The organism is Pseudomonas sp. GM18 (assembly GCF_000282195.1).
Lineage (GTDB): Bacteria > Pseudomonadota > Gammaproteobacteria > Pseudomonadales > Pseudomonadaceae > Aquipseudomonas.
On record NZ_AKJT01000062.1, the window covers coordinates 22,034 to 38,513 of the forward strand.

General features: G+C 59.7%; 17 protein-coding genes. 12 read left to right on the forward strand and 5 right to left on the reverse strand.

All coding sequences use genetic code 11. From position 1 onward, the window contains the following. Positions 1-15 precede the first annotated feature (15 nt). Positions 16-648, forward strand: coding sequence for a 2OG-Fe(II) oxygenase (locus PMI21_RS11760; RefSeq protein ID WP_007939270.1), 633 nt, complete (start codon positions 16-18; stop codon positions 646-648). A gap of 2 nt (positions 649-650) precedes the next feature. Beyond that, entirely contained in the window at positions 651-1,136 is a 486-nt protein-coding gene (locus tag PMI21_RS11755; protein WP_007939272.1) for a DUF523 domain-containing protein, read from the forward strand. A 30-nt stretch (positions 1,137-1,166) separates the two neighbouring features. Here PMI21_RS11755 and PMI21_RS11750 read toward each other — a convergent pair whose 3' ends face one another. Continuing rightward, positions 1,167-1,754: a transporter substrate-binding domain-containing protein gene (locus PMI21_RS11750; protein ID WP_007939274.1), complete on the reverse strand. Its 588-nt coding sequence runs from the start codon at positions 1,752-1,754 to the stop codon at positions 1,167-1,169. 136 nt (positions 1,755-1,890) lie between these two features. On the opposite strand from PMI21_RS11750, the gene PMI21_RS11745 reads away from it, so the two are divergent. Next, positions 1,891-2,316 (forward strand): DUF4399 domain-containing protein, encoded by a 426-nt coding sequence (locus PMI21_RS11745; RefSeq protein ID WP_007939275.1) that lies wholly within the window; start codon positions 1,891-1,893, stop codon positions 2,314-2,316. A 61-nt stretch (positions 2,317-2,377) separates the two neighbouring features. Here the strand turns inward: PMI21_RS11745 and serA are convergent, their stop codons facing one another. Next, positions 2,378-3,607, reverse strand: coding sequence for a phosphoglycerate dehydrogenase (serA, locus tag PMI21_RS11740; protein ID WP_007939276.1), 1,230 nt, complete (start codon positions 3,605-3,607; stop codon positions 2,378-2,380). Positions 3,608-3,811: 204 nt separating this feature from the next. Here serA and PMI21_RS11735 point away from each other — a divergent pair, with 204 nt between their 5' ends. The 4 genes from PMI21_RS11735 to PMI21_RS11720 all read left to right on the forward strand — a co-directional run bounded on the left by PMI21_RS11735 (position 3,812) and on the right by PMI21_RS11720 (position 8,016). Beyond that, positions 3,812-5,206 carry an FAD-binding oxidoreductase gene (locus tag PMI21_RS11735; RefSeq protein ID WP_033064062.1) on the forward strand — a complete coding sequence of 465 codons (1,395 nt, stop codon included), beginning with the start codon at positions 3,812-3,814 and terminating at the stop codon, positions 5,204-5,206. A gap of 23 nt (positions 5,207-5,229) precedes the next feature. Beyond that, a complete protein-coding gene (locus PMI21_RS11730) occupies positions 5,230-5,895 on the forward strand; it encodes a fumarylacetoacetate hydrolase family protein (protein ID WP_007939278.1) in 666 nt (221 codons plus the stop codon). A gap of 182 nt (positions 5,896-6,077) precedes the next feature. After that, positions 6,078-7,013: an SdiA-regulated domain-containing protein gene (locus PMI21_RS11725; protein WP_007939279.1), complete on the forward strand. Its 936-nt coding sequence runs from the start codon at positions 6,078-6,080 to the stop codon at positions 7,011-7,013. 85 nt (positions 7,014-7,098) lie between these two features. After that, complete coding sequence (locus PMI21_RS11720) at positions 7,099-8,016, forward strand: SdiA-regulated domain-containing protein (protein WP_033064064.1); 918 nt, start codon at positions 7,099-7,101, stop codon at positions 8,014-8,016. A gap of 124 nt (positions 8,017-8,140) precedes the next feature. On the opposite strand, the gene rpiA is transcribed toward PMI21_RS11720, so the two are convergent. Continuing rightward, the gene (rpiA, locus tag PMI21_RS11715; RefSeq protein WP_007939283.1) at positions 8,141-8,812 is read right to left on the reverse strand and encodes a ribose-5-phosphate isomerase RpiA; all 672 of its coding nucleotides are present in this window, start codon (positions 8,810-8,812) and stop codon (positions 8,141-8,143) included. A gap of 224 nt (positions 8,813-9,036) precedes the next feature. Here rpiA and ilvA point away from each other — a divergent pair, with 224 nt between their 5' ends. After that, positions 9,037-10,551: a threonine ammonia-lyase, biosynthetic gene (gene ilvA, locus PMI21_RS11710; protein ID WP_007939284.1), complete on the forward strand. Its 1,515-nt coding sequence runs from the start codon at positions 9,037-9,039 to the stop codon at positions 10,549-10,551. A 39-nt stretch (positions 10,552-10,590) separates the two neighbouring features. Further along, positions 10,591-11,016, forward strand: coding sequence for a DUF2269 family protein (locus PMI21_RS11705; RefSeq protein WP_007939286.1), 426 nt, complete (start codon positions 10,591-10,593; stop codon positions 11,014-11,016). Positions 11,017-11,134: 118 nt separating this feature from the next. Here PMI21_RS11705 and PMI21_RS11700 read toward each other — a convergent pair whose 3' ends face one another. Further along, positions 11,135-11,791 carry an HAD family hydrolase gene (locus PMI21_RS11700; protein ID WP_007939288.1) on the reverse strand — a complete coding sequence of 219 codons (657 nt, stop codon included), beginning with the start codon at positions 11,789-11,791 and terminating at the stop codon, positions 11,135-11,137. 144 nt (positions 11,792-11,935) lie between these two features. On the opposite strand from PMI21_RS11700, the gene PMI21_RS11695 reads away from it, so the two are divergent. Together PMI21_RS11695 and ptsP are read left to right on the forward strand one after the other, a co-directional pair. Then, positions 11,936-12,415 carry an RNA pyrophosphohydrolase gene (locus tag PMI21_RS11695; RefSeq protein WP_007897732.1) on the forward strand — a complete coding sequence of 160 codons (480 nt, stop codon included), beginning with the start codon at positions 11,936-11,938 and terminating at the stop codon, positions 12,413-12,415. A 22-nt stretch (positions 12,416-12,437) separates the two neighbouring features. Beyond that, on the forward strand, positions 12,438-14,717 hold the full coding sequence (gene ptsP / locus PMI21_RS11690) for a phosphoenolpyruvate--protein phosphotransferase (RefSeq protein ID WP_007939289.1): 2,280 nt from the start codon (positions 12,438-12,440) through the stop codon (positions 14,715-14,717). Positions 14,718-14,777: 60 nt separating this feature from the next. On the opposite strand, the gene PMI21_RS11685 is transcribed toward ptsP, so the two are convergent. Continuing rightward, positions 14,778-15,524 carry an NRDE family protein gene (locus PMI21_RS11685; RefSeq protein ID WP_007939290.1) on the reverse strand — a complete coding sequence of 249 codons (747 nt, stop codon included), beginning with the start codon at positions 15,522-15,524 and terminating at the stop codon, positions 14,778-14,780. Positions 15,525-15,658: 134 nt separating this feature from the next. On the opposite strand from PMI21_RS11685, the gene PMI21_RS11680 reads away from it, so the two are divergent. Next, complete coding sequence (locus PMI21_RS11680; protein WP_007939291.1) at positions 15,659-16,441, forward strand: sulfite exporter TauE/SafE family protein; 783 nt, start codon at positions 15,659-15,661, stop codon at positions 16,439-16,441. The last annotated feature ends 39 nt before the right edge of the window (positions 16,442-16,480 follow it).

The window sequence follows — 16,480 nt, forward strand, 5'->3', positions numbered from 1 at the left end:
GGGCACAGGAATACTATGCGCGCCATGCACATACCCTCTGATCATCCACTGCTGTTACGTATCGTCGACGACCTGGCCGAACACGGCTGGTCGCAGCAGAATATTTTCCTGCCCCTGGACCTGACCCGGGCGCTGGCGGCCGAGTGTCGCCAACGTGCCGCCGAGGGCGAACTCGCCCCGGCCGCCGTGGGGCGCGGGGCGTTTTCGGAGATTCGCGAGGGCATTCGCGGCGACCATATCCAGTGGCTCGAACCCGGTCAGGCCGAGGCCTGCGACAGTTACCTGGGGTTGATGGATAGCCTGCGTGAGGCGATGAATCGCGGTTTGTTCCTGGGCCTGGAAGATTTCGAAAGCCATTTCGCCCTGTACCCGCCCGGCGCTTTCTACCTCAAGCATGTTGACCGTTTCCGTGACGACGACCGGCGCATGGTCTCGGCGGTGATCTACCTCAATGACGCCTGGCTGCCCGAGCATGGCGGTCAGTTGCGCATGTACCTGGACGAAGGTGTCGAACACGATGTGGTGCCCACCGGCGGATGCCTGGTGGTGTTCCTGTCGGGCGACGTCCCCCACGAAGTCCTGCCCGCGACCCGGGAACGCCTGTCGTTGACAGGCTGGTTCCGCCGTCGTGGCAACGAGCCGTTCTGATCATGCAAAAGATTCTGGTAAGCCGCTGTTTGCTCGGTCACCGCGTTCGTTACGACGGCGGGGCCAGCGGGCCGTTCGATCTATTGGAGCAGTGGATTGCCGAAGGCCGGGTGGTGCCGTTGTGTCCGGAAGTCGCCGGCGGGTTGCCGACACCCAGGGCCGCGGCGGAAATTCCCGGTGGGCAGGGCGGTGAAGTGCTTGATGGCCTTGCATCAGTCATCACCACCGAGGGCGAGGACGTCAGTGCCGAGTTTCTTTCGGGGGCTTGTCAGGCGCTGGAGCTGGTGCAACAGCACGGCATCCGGGTTGCCGTGCTCAAGGCCAACAGCCCGTCTTGCGGGAATCTGCTGACCTATGACGGGACGTTCAGTGGCGTGAAGGTCAGCGGTGAGGGCGTGACCGCCGCGCTGCTCAAGCGCCATGGTGTGCAAGTCTTCAGCGAGCTGGAGTTGCCGCAAGCGGCGCAGGCTTTGGCAATCCTGAAGTAACGGCCCACAGGGTTACTCATTCGCCCGAAATCAAGGTTTCGGCGCCACACCCGCATCCGCCCCAAACCACTTCTGCTCCAGCGCCTCCAGCCGGCCATCGGCCTTGATTCGCTGCAAGGCGTTTTCCAGGCTTGCATGGAACGCCGGGTTACCCTTCTGAAACGGAATCGCCAGGCTCACCGCCGGGGCGGCTTTGGGCTTTTGCTCCGTCAGCGACTGCACCAACAGGATTGATCGCGGTTGCTCTTCTTTCTGCGCGATCAATTGCGCATTGGTGTGAATGTAAGGTTCGCTGAAGTCGAAACGATCCTTCAGGTCCGGGGTCAGTGCTATGTGATTGATGGCAACGTCGTATTTGCCGCTTTCGACACCACTCAACAGATCGTCGGAATCGGTCACGACGAAGTCCGCCCGTACATCCAGCTCATTGGCCAGCAGTTGACCCAGCTCGACCTCGAACCCGGTCAGTTTGCCGTCATCCTTGAAATTGAAGGGCGGTGTATTAGCCTCAAGGGCAATGCGCAATTCGCCGCGGTCGTTTACATCGTCAATCAGTTCGGCATGAGCCAAAGGGCTCAAAAGGGGTAGCAGGCAGATCAGGCCAGGCAAAAAGCGCATGGTCACTCCTTTGAATTCATTTATCGCGACGCGCTGTTCAGGCTCGCTTTGCTATGGTTATTGAGTGCCTTCGACAACGAATGGCCGTTAAGTTGTTCACGGCTGAGCGAATTTTACGGAAAAACTGGAGAAGAGAATGAAAAGCTTTATGTCACGTGCAGCATTGGCTGGTGTGCTGATGGGTGTTTCGGTGCTGGCCGGTGCCGCCACCCCGGCTCCGAAGGGGGCAGAAGTGTTCATCGTATCTCCTGCGGACGGAGCCACGGTCGCGCAAACCTTTACCGTGAATTTCGGCGTCAAGGAAATCGCGCTGGCACCAGCGGGCGATGTCACCAAAAATACTGGCCATCACCATTTGCTGATCGATGTCGACAAACTACCAGCTGCCGGAGCTCCGATTCCAAACGATGCCAATCATATGCACTTTGGCAAAGCGCAGACTCACGCTGAAATCAAACTGGCACCGGGCAAGCACACCTTGCAGCTCGAACTGGGCGACAGCGGTCACATGCCGTTCGATCCGCCGATCGTGTCGAAGAAAATCACCGTGACGGTGAAGTAACTTTTCCAGAAATGAAAAAGGGAGACCCGAGGGTCTCCCTTTTTTGTCGCTCAAGTCTGAATCAGAACAGCACGCGGCAACGAATGGTGCCGTTGATGTGCTGCAGCTTCTCTTGCGCCATTTCCGAGTAATCGGCATCGACGTCGATCACGACGTAGCCGACTTTCTCGTTGGTCTGCAGGAACTGACCGGAAATGTTGATGCCGTTTTCGGCGAACACCTTGTTGATCTCGCTCATCACACCCGGAATGTTCTCGTGGATGTGCAACAGGCGGTGCTTGCCAGGGTGAGCCGGCAGGGCCACTTCCGGGAAGTTCACGGACGATACCGACGTACCGTTGTCGCTGTACTTGACCAGTTTTTCCGCCACTTCCAGACCGATGTTGGCCTGTGCTTCAGCGGTGGAACCACCGATGTGCGGGGTCAGGATCACGTTGTCCAGGCCACGCAGCGGGCTTTCGAACTCTTCTTCGTTGGAGCGCGGCTCCACCGGGAATACGTCGATGGCCGCGCCGATCAGGTGCTTGTCCTTGATCGCGTCCGCCAGGGCGTCCAGTTCGACCACGGTGCCGCGCGCGGCGTTGATCAGGATGCCGCCCTTCTTGATGGCGCGGATTTCCTTCTCGCCGATCATCCACTGGGTGGCAGCGGTTTCCGGAACGTGCAGAGTGACGATGTCGGACATGCCCAACAGCTCGTGCAGGTTGCCGACCTGGGTGGCGTTGCCCAGTGGCAGCTTGGTCACGGTGTCGTAGAAGTAAACCTGCATGCCCAGACCTTCAGCCAGGACCGACAGTTGAGTACCGATCGAGCCGTAACCGACGATACCCAGCTTCTTGCCGCGGATTTCAAAGGAGTTGGCTGCGCTTTTGATCCAGCCGCCACGGTGGCAGGAAGCGTTCTTCTCAGGGATGCCGCGCAGCAACAGGATCGCCTCGGCCAGCACCAGCTCGGCAACGGAGCGAGTGTTGGAGTACGGCGCGTTGAATACTGCGATACCGCGTTCGCGAGCCGCGTTGAGGTCGACCTGGTTGGTGCCGATGCAGAAACAGCCGACAGCCACCAGTTTCTTCGCGTGATCGAAGATTTCTTCGGTCAGTTGAGTGCGGGAGCGAATGCCGATGAAGTGAGCATCAGCGATCTTTTCCTTCAGCTGGGCTTCCGGCAGAGAACCTGTGAGGTACTCGATGCTGGTGTAGCCCGCCGCCTTGAGGACGTCGACAGCCGATTGGTGGACGCCTTCGAGAAGAAGGAACTTGATCTTGCTCTTATCGAGAGAAGTCTTGCTCATCTGCGTAAACCTGTGTCCCGGAGAAAAAATGGCAGGGAAGGGAGCAGCCAGAGCTGACCCGGACGGCAGGAAAGCCGTCGCCGCAGAACAGCCTTTGGGCACTATCCTGCGGGGTCGGTATGCTAGCATATGCGACCTGCTAACACTCATTCTGCGACGTGAAGCGTACTCAGGATGACCATGAATTGTTCGAGAGTTCTGTCGATGACCAATCCTGCGCTGATTGATGAGCTGAAGACCCTGGTTGAGCCTGGCAAGGTCCTGACCGACGCCGACTCCCTGAACGCTTACGGCAAGGATTGGACCAAACATTTCGCCCCGGCCCCGACGGCCATTGTGTTTCCCAAGACGATTGAGCAGGTCCAGGCCATCGTCCGTTGGGCCAATGAACACAAGGTTGCGCTGGTGCCCTCCGGCGGTCGTACCGGGCTTTCTGCTGCAGCGGTGGCGGCCAATGGTGAAGTGGTTGTGTCCTTCGACTACATGAACCAGATCCTCGATGTGAACCTGACCGATCGCACGGCCGTTTGTCAGCCGGGCGTGGTCACTGAGCAACTGCAGAACAAGGCCGAAGAGCACGGCTTGTACTATCCAGTGGACTTCGCGTCGGCAGGCTCCAGCCAGATTGGCGGCAATATCGGCACCAATGCCGGCGGGATCAAAGTGATTCGCTACGGCATGACCCGCAATTGGGTGGCCGGCATGAAAGTCGTCACCGGCAAGGGCGATCTGCTGGAACTGAACAAAGACCTGATCAAGAACGCCACCGGCTACGACCTGCGTCAGCTGTTCATCGGCGCTGAAGGCACGCTGGGCTTTGTCGTCGAAGCCACCATGCGACTGGACCGTGCGCCGAAAAACCTCACCGCAATGGTTCTCGGCACCGCCGATTTCGATTCGATCATGCCGGTATTGCACGCGTTCCAGAGCAAACTTGACCTGACTGCGTTTGAATTCTTCTCTGATAAGGCCCTGGCCAAGGTCATGGCTCGCGGTGATGTGCCGGCACCGTTCGAATCCGACTGCCCGTTCTATGCGTTGCTGGAATTCGAAGCGACCACCGAGGAAGTGGCTAACCACGCCCTGGAAACCTTCGAGCATTGCGTGGAGCAAGGCTGGGTGCTGGATGGCGTGATGAGCCAGAGCGAAACCCAGTTGCAGAATCTCTGGAAACTGCGCGAGTACATCTCCGAAACCATCTCCCACTGGACACCGTATAAAAACGACATTTCGGTCACCGTGTCGAAAGTCCCGGGGTTCTTGAAGGAAATCGATGCGATCGTCGGTGAACACTACCCGGACTTCGAAATTGTATGGTTCGGCCACATCGGCGACGGCAACCTGCACTTGAACATCCTCAAGCCGGATAACCTGAGCAAGGACGAGTTCTTCGCCAAGTGCGCCACCGTCAACAAGTGGGTGTTCGAAACCGTCGAGAAGTACAACGGTTCGATTTCCGCCGAACACGGCGTGGGCATGACCAAGCGTGATTACTTGACCTATAGCCGTTCACCGGTTGAGATCGAGTACATGAAAGCCATCAAAGCGGTGTTTGACCCGAACGGCATCATGAACCCGGGCAAGATATTCGCTGTTTGAATCAACAAAGCAGGAGTCGGTCAATGAGCTATCAGCACCAGTATGTCGACGGTACGCGTATCCACTTCCCGCTGGGGAAAGTGGTGTGCATCGGCCGCAACTACGCCGAACACGCCAAGGAGCTGGACAACCCGGTGCCCACCGAACCACTGCTGTTCATCAAGCCCGGCAGCTGCGTGGTGCCGCTGGAAGGCAGTTTCAGCATTCCGACCGAGCGCGGTTCGGTGCATTACGAAGCAGAAATCGCGGTGCTGATCGGCAAGCCACTGTCGACCAAACCGAGCCGCGAAGAAGTGCTGGATGCTATCTCCGGCTTTGCCCCGGCCCTGGACCTGACCCTGCGCGACAAGCAGGCCGAGTTGAAAGCCAAGGGCCTGCCGTGGGAAATCGCCAAGTCCTTCGACGGTGCGGCGGTGATTGCGCCATTCGTGGCCGGCAGCACGTTTGCCGACCTGACCGACATCGGCATTCGCCTGACCATCAATGGCGAAGTCCGCCAGGATGGCAACAGCAAGGACATGCTCAATCCGATCGTGCCGATGATCCAGTACATGGCCGGCTGCTTCTCGCTGCAGGCCGGTGACGTGATCCTCACCGGCACGCCAGTGGGCGTTGGCCCGCTGAATGTCGGTGACGAACTGGTGCTTGAATTGCCAGGTGTCAGCCGCTTTACCAGTAGCGTTCTCTAACAAAGCAAAATATCGCAGCCTGCCGCAGGCTGCGATATTTTGATCTTGGCTGCCCACACAGGGCAATTCGGCCATTTCCCGTTTTTTTCACATTTTGTCTGGATAATTTCGGGGCTTATGGCATCTGAGCCTGTCCCAATGTGCTATTACCCATAGCCTGAATTTCTGGAACGCATCCCTGAATGGCCATTGAATCGCTGCCCAAGCTGAAAACTGCCCGCCGCTCGCGTTTTGTCATGCGTTGGTATTCCTGGCTTTTTCTGGTGGTGGTCGCTGCGTATGGCCTTGCGTTTGCGATGCATTGGGATGATCGCGGCGTGCTCTGGGTGAAGGAGCGCTTCGAAAGCCCTGCCGAACGAAAAGAGAGTGTCTGGCTGCCGGACTATCGGGCGGTGATCGACGCCAAACTGCTGCCGGGCATGGAGAAGGACGAAGCGTCCGACGTGTCTTACGACCCGCAGAGCAAAACCCTGTTTGCAGTGATGGGCAAGAATCCGTTCCTGGTCGAGCTGACGTTGCAGGGCGACGTGTTGCGTAAAATGCCGCTGGTGGGTTGGAGCAACCCGGAAGGGGTGACTGTGATGGGCAATGGCTTGCTGGCGATTACCGATGAGCGCCAACACATGCTCTCGATCGTCAAGGTTGATGCCGATACCCGCGAGTTGAACATTGCCAATTTCCCGAAATACGATCTCGGCCCGTCGAAAGACCAGAATAAAGCCTTCGAAGCCGTCGTCTGGGATGCACGCCACCAGCAACTGCTACTGGGTGAAGAGCGACCGCCGGCGCTGTTCAGCTGGAAAAGCGACGGCAGCCAAATTCTCAAGGGCGACAAGCAAAAACTGTCCAGCGATGCACTGGATATCCGCAACCTGTCGGCCCTGGCCATTGATCCGCGCACTGGCCACACCCTGGTGCTGTCCGCCGACTCTCACTTGTTGCTGGAGTTGGACGAGAAGGGTGAGCAGGTCAGTTTCATGACCTTGCTCGGAGGGTTCAATGGTCTGAAGAAAACCATTCCCCGTGCCGAAGGCGTCACTATGGACGAAGCAGGCACGTTGTACATGGTGAGCGAACCGAACCTGTTCTACCGCTTCGAAAAGCAACAGGTTCGGTAATTGCGGTAGAAGGTCGCAGGCCATTAAGTTTTAATTCAGACAGCCGTGGTATTTCATCCGCCGTCCTGTTTCCGGGCTTGCCTGAATGCGCCGACTTGTCCGCCCCAAACCCCTGATGCTGATCCTGTCGGTCATTGCGCTGATCGTGCTGATTGCTGTCGGCCAGTACCAGCGCCTGTTCGAGCGCAGCTGGTTCAATGTGCAGGCGCTATGGCAGCCGATGAATGTCCAGTCCATTGGCCTGGACCAGTATCAGGTGGCGATCGAGGCGCGAGTCATTGACGGTCTGGACGACGATGTTTCAGCGCTGACCTTCGATCCCGAGCGCAAAAGCCTGTTCACGGTCACCCACAAAAACGCCGAGCTGATCGAGTTGTCCCTGGAAGGCAGAATCCTGCGGCGTGTGACGCTGGTCGGGTTCGGCGACCCGGAGTCAGTGGAGTTCATCAGTGCCGACACTTACGTGATCACCGATGAGCGTGAGCAACGGCTGATCAAGATTCATCTGCGCAAGGACACGACGTTCCTCGACGCCGCGGACGCCGAGCAGATGACCCTCGGCGTGCACATGAGCGGCAACAAGGGTTTCGAAGGGTTGGCCTATGACTCGGTGGGCAAGCGCTTGTTCGTCGCCAAGGAGCGCGCCCCGATGCTGATCTACGAAGTGCAGGGCTTTCCCCATTACAGCCCGGAGAAATCCTATTCGGTACATGTGGTGAACAACCCCAAGCGCGATGCCGGGATGTTCGTGCGAGACCTGTCGAGCCTGCAATACGACGAGCGCAGCGGCCATTTGCTGGCGCTGTCCGATGAGTCGCGACTGATTCTTGAGCTGGATGTGGACGGGCGGCCGCTGAGCACGCTGTCACTGAGTAAGGGCCGTCAGGGATTGCACAAGCCTGTGCCGCAAGCGGAAGGCATCGCCATGGATGACGACGGCACCCTGTACCTGGTCAGCGAGCCGAACCTGTTCTACGTCTTCAAAAAACCGGCACAGCCCTGACCAACACCCCAAAACCAAGTGTAGGAGCGAAGCTTGCTCGCGAAGAGGCCATAGCATTCAACATCTCAGTTGACTGTTATGGCCTCTTCGCGAGCAAGCTTCGCTCCTACAGAGGGCTAAGGCATCAGGCCTTGAGGGTTTTCACGCCTTCGCTCGTACCCAGCAGCAGCAAGTCCGCCGGGCGGGCCGCGAACAAGCCGTTGGTGACTACGCCGACGATAGCGTTGATCTGCGTTTCCAGCTCCACCGGGTTGGTGATCTGCATGTTGAACACGTCGAGGATGATGTTGCCGTTGTCGGTCAGCACGCCTTCACGGTAAACCGGGTCGCCGCCGAGCTTCACCAGTTCGCGGGCCACGTGGCTGCGCGCCATCGGGATCACTTCCACCGGCAACGGGAACGCGCCGAGCACCGGCACCAGTTTGCTGGCATCGGCGATGCAGATGAAGGTCTTGGCCACGGCCGCCACGATCTTTTCGCGGGTCAGGGCCGCGCCGCCGCCCTTGATCAGGTGCAGGTGCTCGTCGCTTTCATCGGCGCCGTCGACGTAGAACTCCAGATCGCTAACGGTATTGAGTTCATACACCGGGATGCCGTGGCCCTTGAGGCGCGCAGCGGTGGCTTCGGAACTGGCCACTGCGCCGTCAAACGCGCCTTTGTGCTTGGCCAGGGCGTCGATGAAGCAGTTGGCGGTGGAGCCGGTGCCGACCCCGACGATGCTCTTGTCGTCGAGTTTCGGGAGGATGAAGTCGACGGCGGCCTGAGCCACTGCCTGTTTGAGTTGATCCTGGGTCATGCGGGCTCCGAGGTGCCGAAGAGGGGACGAAAGGCCGGCATTATAGGCCCGGGGACGAGGAAGGTCATTGCCCGATTGGCAGGTCAAAAGATCGCACCTGCAGGCGCTGCCGAAGGCTACGATCTTTTGCGCTGGACTTAAAACCACCTGTTTAGTGTGGTCGCCCGCCCAAAAGCCGGGTTAGACTCCTTGGCCCTGCCCAACCCGCTCAGTGATGCTTTCCGATGCTCGAACAGTACGTCAAAAAGATCCTCACCTCGCGCGTTTATGACGTTGCCGTAGAAACCCCATTGCAGACTGCCCGCCAGCTCTCCGAGCGGCTGGGCAACGAGATTTGGCTCAAGCGTGAAGACTTGCAGCCGGTGTTCTCGTTCAAGATTCGCGGCGCTTACAACAAGCTGACGCAGCTGAGCGATGAAGAGCGCGCGCGTGGCGTGGTCACCGCTTCGGCGGGCAACCATGCGCAAGGCCTGGCCCTGGCAGCCAAAGTGCTGGGCGTGAAAGCGACCATCGTGATGCCCAAGACAACTCCGGAAATCAAAGTCGAAGGCGTGCGTTCGCGTGGCGGCAAAGTGGTGCTGCACGGGGATTCGTTCCCGGAAGCCCTGGCCTACTCGCTGAAACTGGTCGACGAAAAAGGCTACGTCTACATTCACCCCTACGACGATCCCCACACCATTGCCGGGCAGGGCACGGTGGCCATGGAGATTCTGCGCCAGCACCCGGGGCGTCTGGATGCGATCTTCGTTCCGGTGGGCGGCGGCGGATTGATCGCCGGGATTGCGGCGTACGTGAAATACCTGCGTCCGGACATCAAGATCATCGGCGTCGAACCGGATGACTCCAACTGCCTGCAAGCCGCCATGGCGGCCGGCGAGCGCGTGGTGTTGCCGACCGTGGGCCTATTTGCCGATGGTGTCGCGGTGGCGCAGATCGGCCAGCACACCTTCGATATATGCAAAGACTACGTTGATGAAGTGATCACCGTCAGCACTGATGAAATCTGCGCGGCGATCAAGGATATCTACGACGATACCCGCTCGATCACTGAACCTGCCGGCGCCTTGGGCGTGGCCGGGATCAAGAAATACGTCGAGCAACGCGGCGTCACCGGCCACACCTTCGTGGCCATTGATTCCGGCGCCAACGTCAATTTCGACCGCCTGCGACACGTCGCCGAGCGCGCTGAGCTGGGCGAGGGCCGCGAAGCCATCATCGCCGTGACCATCCCCGAGAAACCGGGCAGCTTCAAGGCGTTCTGCGAAGCCATCGGCAAGCGCCAGATCACCGAATTCAACTACCGCTACAACACCGGCAGCGAAGCGCACATCTTTGTCGGCGTGCAGACCCATCCGGAAAACGACCCGCGCAGTGCACTGCTCGGCAGTCTGGCCGATCAGGGTTTTCCGGTACTCGACCTGACCGACAACGAACTGGCCAAGTTGCACATTCGCCACATGGTTGGTGGGCGTGCCGCCCAGGTGGTCGATGAAGTGGTGCTGCGTTTCGAGTTTCCGGAGCGTCCGGGTGCGTTGTTCAACTTCCTCAACAAGCTTGGTGGGCGCTGGAACATTTCGATGTTCCACTACCGCAACCATGGCGCGGCGGATGGTCGTGTGGTCGCGGGCCTGCAAGTGCCCCACGACGAGCGTCATCTGGTACCGGCGGCGCTGGAAGAAATCGGCTACCCGTACTGGGATGAAAGCGACAACCCGGCCTATCAGCTGTTTCTCGGCTGAGCGGCTACGCTGATGGGCAGCCTATAAGGAAATCGAACAATGGAAACGTTAACCGCCCTCAAAGTTGCGCATAGCGTGGCGACGGTGCTGCTGTTGCTCAGCGCGCTGGGGCTGGCAATCTGGGTCTGGCGCGCTCGTCGTAACGGTGATGCGACGGCGCCTGCGCGTACCTTGCAGCGACCGCAGGTGTTCATCTGGCTGTTGATGGGCCTGGCGCTGCTGAGTATGCCGTTCACCGGTTGGTGGATGGTGCATCTGGTGGGCTGGCCGTTGGGGCAGACCTGGCTGCTGGCGTCCAGCGTGCTGTACACCGTGGCGGCGCTGGGCTGGTTCTGGCTGCTGGTGCGGTTGAACAAGTCGCGCAAAGCGCCGGCGGCTAATGGGAAGTTTACGTTTGCCTTGGCGTTGTTCAGCTTTGTCTGCTTTATCGCCATTGCGGGATTGATGGGCGCCAAGCCGGTATAGCGCGGAATCTGTAGCAGCTGCCGAGGTACGAGGCTGCGATGGGCTGCGAAGCGGCCCCAAAGGGCGGTCCTGCGGACCGCAACGCAGCCTCGTACCTCGGCAGCTGCTACAGGCTTAATCAATCGCGCAGACTGATCACCGGCCAGCCACGTTTCTTGGCCTCGGCGCGCAGATTCGGATCAGGATCGACCGCAATCGGATTCGTCACTTGCTCCAGCAACGCCAAGTCGTTCATCGAGTCGCTGTAGAAATAACTGTCTTCCAGACTGTGGCCAGTTTCTTCCAGCCAACGATTCAACCGGGTCACCTTGCCTTCACGGAAGCACGGGATATCGGTGCTGCGCCCGCTGTACCGGCCGTCGATCATTTCGCATTCGGTGGCGATCAGGGTTTCAACGCCTAGACGCGTGGCAATCGGCCCGGTCACAAAACGGTTGGTGGCCGTGATGATGACCAGCTTGTCGCCGGCCTCACGGTGTTTGGCCAGCAGTTCGAGGCCCTTGGGCAGCACGAGCGGTTCAATGCAGTCGCGCATGTAATCCAGGTGCCATTGATCCAGCGTCGCCATTTCGGTGCGGCCGAGGACTTCCAGGCAGAAGTTCAGGTAGGCGGGCTGATCCAGCTTGCCGGCCAGGTAGTCCTGATAGAACTCGTCGTTGCGTGCCTTGTAGGCGACGGCGTCGAGGAAACCGCGTTCGCACAGATAATCACCCCAAGCGTGGTCACTGTCGCCGCCCAGAAGCGTGTTGTCCAAGTCGAATAAAGCCAGCCGCATTGCAGTTACTCGCTGAAAAAGTCTGTAGAAAGGTGTTCAGAATACGGACTTTTCACAAGAGTGCACATAAGGTAGGTCGGCTCGTTGCTGCTTTCACAACCTTTGTGGAACAATGCGGCGACATGCGTTTGCGAGGTTGTTGCCGTGATCGACCCCGATGGTTTCCGCCCCAATGTCGGGATCATTCTGACGAATGATGCCGGCCAGGTGCTATGGGCTCGCCGTATCAATCAAGATGCCTGGCAGTTTCCACAGGGCGGGATCAACCCCCAGGAGACGCCGGAAGACGCCTTGTACCGCGAGTTGAACGAAGAAGTGGGCCTGGAGCGCGAAGATGTTGAAATTCTCGCCTGCACCCGGGGCTGGTTGCGTTATCGTTTGCCGCAACGTCTGGTCAGAACGCACAGCCAACCGCTGTGCATCGGCCAGAAACAGAAATGGTTTCTCCTGCGCCTGATCTCCAACGAGCAGCGGGTGCGGATGGATTTGACCGGTAAACCGGAATTCGATGGCTGGCGCTGGGTCAGCTATTGGTATCCGTTGGGCCAGGTGGTGACATTCAAGCGCGAGGTGTATCGACGCGCTCTCAAAGAGCTTGCCCCGCGCCTTTTAGCGCGCGACTGACGACGGAGTTCGACCCCGAGCCATGCTCAATACGCTGCGCAAGATCGTCCAGGAAGTTAACTCCGCCAAGGATCTCAAGGCGGCGTTGGGGATTATTGTGTTGCGCGTCAAAGAGGCCATGGGCAGCCAGGTCTGCTCGGTCTACCTGCTTGATCCAGAGACCAACCGCTTCGTGCTGATGGCCACCGAGGGCTTGAACAAGCGCTCGATCGGCAAAGTCAGCATGGCACCCAACGAAGGTCTGGTCGGCCTGGTCGGCACGCGTGAAGAACCCCTGAACCTCGAAAACGCCGCGGATCACCCGCGCTACCGTTACTTCGCCGAGACCGGTGAAGAACGCTACGCGTCGTTCCTCGGGGCGCCGATCATTCACCACCGCCGCGTCGTCGGCGTGTTGGTCATTCAACAAAAGGAACGCCGGCAGTTCGATGAGGGTGAAGAAGCCTTCCTCGTGACCATGAGCGCGCAGCTCGCCGGCGTTATCGCCCACGCCGAGGCCACCGGTTCGATCCGTGGCCTGGGCCGTCAGGGCAAAGGTATTCAGGAAGCAAAGTTCGTCGGCGTACCGGGTTCGCCGGGTGCGGCGGTCGGCACCGCGGTCGTCATGCTGCCACCGGCCGATCTGGACGTGGTGCCGGACAAGACCATCACCGACATCGACGCAGAACTTGGGCTGTTCAAGACGGCCATCGAAGGCGTGCGCGCCGACATGCGTGCCTTGTCCGCCAAGCTGGCGACCCAGCTGCGGCCTGAAGAGCGGGCGCTGTTCGACGTCTACCTGATGATGCTCGACGATGCCTCGCTCGGCAGCGAAGTCACCACCATAATCAAGACCGGTCAGTGGGCCCAGGGCGCGTTGCGTCAGGTGGTCACCGATCACGTCAACCGTTTCGAACTGATGGACGACGCCTACCTGCGTGAGCGCGCCTCGGACGTCAAAGACCTCGGTCGCCGCTTGCTCGCCTACCTGCAGGAAGAGCGGCAGCAGACGCTGGTCTACCCCGACAACACCATTCTGGTCAGCGAAGAACTGACGCCGGCGATGCTCGGCGAGGTGCCGGAAGGCAAGCTGGTCGGCCTGGTGTCGGTACTCGGTTCCGGCAACTCCCACGTGGCGATCCTGGCGCGTGCCATGGGTATTCCGACGGTGATGGGCCTGGTCGACCTGCCGTATTCCAAGGTCGACGGCATCCAGATGATCGTCGATGGCTACCACGGCGAGGTCTACACCAACCCGAGTGACGTGCTGCGCAAGCAGTTCGCCGACCTGGTCGAGGAAGAGAAGCAACTGGCCCTCGGGCTGGATGCATTGCGCGATCTGCCGTGCGTAACGGTCGATGGTCACCGCATGCCGCTGTGGGTCAACACCGGCCTGCTGGCGGACGTGGCGCGGGCGCAGAAGCGCGGTGCCGAGGGTGTGGGTCTGTACCGCACCGAAGTGCCGTTCATGATCAACCAGCGTTTCCCGAGCGAAAAGGAACAGCTGGCGATCTATCGCGAGCAACTTGCCGCGTTCCATCCGCAACCGGTGACCATGCGCAGCCTGGACATTGGTGGTGACAAGGCGCTGTCGTACTTCCCGATCAAGGAAGACAACCCGTTCCTCGGCTGGCGCGGCATTCGCGTGACCCTCGACCACCCGGAAATCTTCCTGGTGCAGACCCGCGCCATGCTCAAGGCCAGCGAAGGCCTGAACAACCTGCGCATTCTGTTGCCGATGATTTCCGGCACCCATGAACTGGAAGAGGCCTTGCATCTGATCCACCGGGCCTGGGGCGAAGTCCGCGACGAAGGCACCGACGTGCCGATGCCGCCGGTTGGCGTGATGATCGAGATTCCGGCGGCGGTGTATCAGACCAAGGAACTGGCGCGGCAAGTGGACTTCCTGTCGGTCGGTTCCAACGACCTGACCCAGTACCTGCTGGCCGTGGACCGAAACAACCCACGGGTGGCCGACCTCTACGACTACTTGCACCCGGCGGTGCTGCAAGCCCTGCAGAGTGTGGTGCGCGATGCGCATGCCGAAGGCAAGCCGGTGAGTATCTGCGGCGAAATGGCCGGTGACCCGGCGGCGGCAGTGCTGTTGATGGCAATGGGCTTCGACAGCCTGTCGATGAACGCCACCAACTTGCCGAAAGTGAAGTGGATGCTGCGTCAGATCAACCTGAGCAAGGCCAAGGAACTGCTGGCGGAGCTGATGACCATCGACAACCCGCAAGTTATCCACAGCTCGCTGCAGCTGGCGCTGAAAAACCTTGGGTTGGCACGGATGATCAATCCGGCTTCGGTCAAGACCCTCTAGGTCAGCGGCGGCCCTGTGGCGAGGGAGCAAGCTCCCTCGCCACAGTTTATTGCCCGACCTTCAAACCCTGACTTCCACTTCCCCCAAATGCCCGCCATACGGTCCGAAACTCCGCTCGACCATATGCCGCACCCCATCCGCCTGAACAATCAACGCCGTGCTCGCCCGTGTCCCATAAGCCTGGCTCTTGATAAACACGCTCGACAACAACGTCTCGGTGGCTTGCCCCACGCCAGTGTCCGGCAGCTCGGCAAGCGGCGCCGTCTGCGGATCGCTGAGCAAGGCCAATAGCGCCTGCGGCTGTGGATCGTCCAGCACTTCGCTCAACGCTGCCTTGGCCTTGAGCACTTTTGGCCACGGCGTATCCAGTCCCGCGTTCGATAACCCATAAACCCCAGGCTTGAGCCTGACCGCCTCGGTCTCCCGGGCATTGAAATGCCACAACTCGTTGGCGTTGCCGATCAGCAGGTTAAACCCGGCATATTCAGGCGAACGTCGGACAACGTCGTTTAAATAGTCTTCAATCGGCATGTCGCCGATGAGAAATTGCGCCACCAGTTCACCTCGCGACCTGGCGGCCGGTGGCTGAAGGGGATCACGGATGTTGGTCAGCGCGGCGAAGCGTCCGTTGGCGCCGACACCGAGCCATGTACCGCCAGCCTCAAGGTCGCGACCGGCGTACACGTGCAGGGCTTGCGGCCATTGCGCCAAAGGCAGGCTGGGCCGGGCATAAAATTCGTCACGGTTGGCCGCCACGATCAGCGGCTGGGCATGACCTGGCCGCCAGGCAAAAACAATCAGGCACATCAGGTGGTCCTTGTGTGTTTTTTGTTCACTCTACGCAGACATCGCTCATCGATCCATCGCCATCCGCAGTGGAGCCCGAGGCCGTGCATCCGTTACCATGCCGCTCCTGTTTCGGGATGCTTGGGGATGTGGCCATGGAATTTCTGCTCTATCTGGCGCTGGGCGCCTGTGCGGGCGTGCTGGCCGGGCTGTTTGGGGTAGGTGGCGGGATTATCATCGTCCCGGTGCTGGTATTCAGTTTCAAATTGCAGGGGTTCGATCCGTCGATCCTGACGCATCTTGCAGTCGGCACTTCCCTGGCGACGATTATTTTTACGTCGGTCAATGCAGTTCGCGAGCATCATCGCCGCGGCGCCGTGCGTTGGCCGATTTTTGCCTGGATGACCCTCGGCATTCTGATTGGTGCCGGTTTCGGCGCGCTGACCGCCGAAGCGATCTCCGGGCCGAATTTGCAGAAGATCATTGGCGTATTCGCGTTGATCATTGCTGTTCAGCTCGCTTTGGACCTCAAGCCCAAGGCCAGCCGAACGGTGCCCGGTAAAGTCGGTCTGACCGTGGCCGGCAGTGTGATTGGCTGGGCTTCGGCGATTTTCGGGATTGGCGGCGGCTCGTTGACCGTGCCATTCCTCACCTGGCGCAGCGTGCCGATGCAGCAAGCGGTGGCCACGTCGTCGGCCTGTGGCCTGCCCATCGCCTTGGCAAGTGCATTAAGTTTCATGATTCTGGGCTGGCACGATCCACTGCTGCCGGCCCATAGTCTCGGTTTTGTGTATTTGCCGGCGCTGTTGGGGATCGCCCTGACCAGCATGGTCTTCGCCCGGCTCGGTGCGCGATTGGCTCACAAGCTGTCGGCGCGCTTGCTGAAAAGACTGTTTGCCGCTTTGCTGTTTTTCGTCGGTTTGAGCTTCTTGCTCTGAGGCGTAACGCAATCCTGGCTTAATCCTGGCGTGACAGCG

Excerpts from the sequence above, each read along its gene's own strand:
- ilvA (WP_007939284.1), top strand. The coding sequence starts at position 9,037 with ATGCTCGAACAGTACGTCAAAAAGATCCTCACCTCGCGCGTTTATGAC.
- PMI21_RS11730 (WP_007939278.1), top strand. The coding sequence starts at position 5,230 with ATGAGCTATCAGCACCAGTATGTCGACGGTACGCGTATCCACTTCCCG.
- PMI21_RS11755 (WP_007939272.1), top strand. The coding sequence starts at position 651 with ATGCAAAAGATTCTGGTAAGCCGCTGTTTGCTCGGTCACCGCGTTCGT.
- PMI21_RS11705 (WP_007939286.1), top strand. The coding sequence starts at position 10,591 with ATGGAAACGTTAACCGCCCTCAAAGTTGCGCATAGCGTGGCGACGGTG.
- ptsP (WP_007939289.1), top strand. The coding sequence starts at position 12,438 with ATGCTCAATACGCTGCGCAAGATCGTCCAGGAAGTTAACTCCGCCAAG.
- PMI21_RS11685 (WP_007939290.1), bottom strand. The coding sequence starts at position 15,524 with ATGTGCCTGATTGTTTTTGCCTGGCGGCCAGGTCATGCCCAGCCGCTG.
- PMI21_RS11700 (WP_007939288.1), bottom strand. The coding sequence starts at position 11,791 with ATGCGGCTGGCTTTATTCGACTTGGACAACACGCTTCTGGGCGGCGAC.
- PMI21_RS11680 (WP_007939291.1), top strand. The coding sequence starts at position 15,659 with ATGGAATTTCTGCTCTATCTGGCGCTGGGCGCCTGTGCGGGCGTGCTG.
- rpiA (WP_007939283.1), bottom strand. The coding sequence starts at position 8,812 with ATGACCCAGGATCAACTCAAACAGGCAGTGGCTCAGGCCGCCGTCGAC.
- PMI21_RS11760 (WP_007939270.1), top strand. The coding sequence starts at position 16 with ATGCGCGCCATGCACATACCCTCTGATCATCCACTGCTGTTACGTATC.
- PMI21_RS11720 (WP_033064064.1), top strand. The coding sequence starts at position 7,099 with ATGCGCCGACTTGTCCGCCCCAAACCCCTGATGCTGATCCTGTCGGTC.
- PMI21_RS11750 (WP_007939274.1), bottom strand. The coding sequence starts at position 1,754 with ATGCGCTTTTTGCCTGGCCTGATCTGCCTGCTACCCCTTTTGAGCCCT.
- PMI21_RS11725 (WP_007939279.1), top strand. The coding sequence starts at position 6,078 with ATGGCCATTGAATCGCTGCCCAAGCTGAAAACTGCCCGCCGCTCGCGT.
- PMI21_RS11745 (WP_007939275.1), top strand. The coding sequence starts at position 1,891 with ATGAAAAGCTTTATGTCACGTGCAGCATTGGCTGGTGTGCTGATGGGT.
- serA (WP_007939276.1), bottom strand. The coding sequence starts at position 3,607 with ATGAGCAAGACTTCTCTCGATAAGAGCAAGATCAAGTTCCTTCTTCTC.
- PMI21_RS11735 (WP_033064062.1), top strand. The coding sequence starts at position 3,812 with ATGACCAATCCTGCGCTGATTGATGAGCTGAAGACCCTGGTTGAGCCT.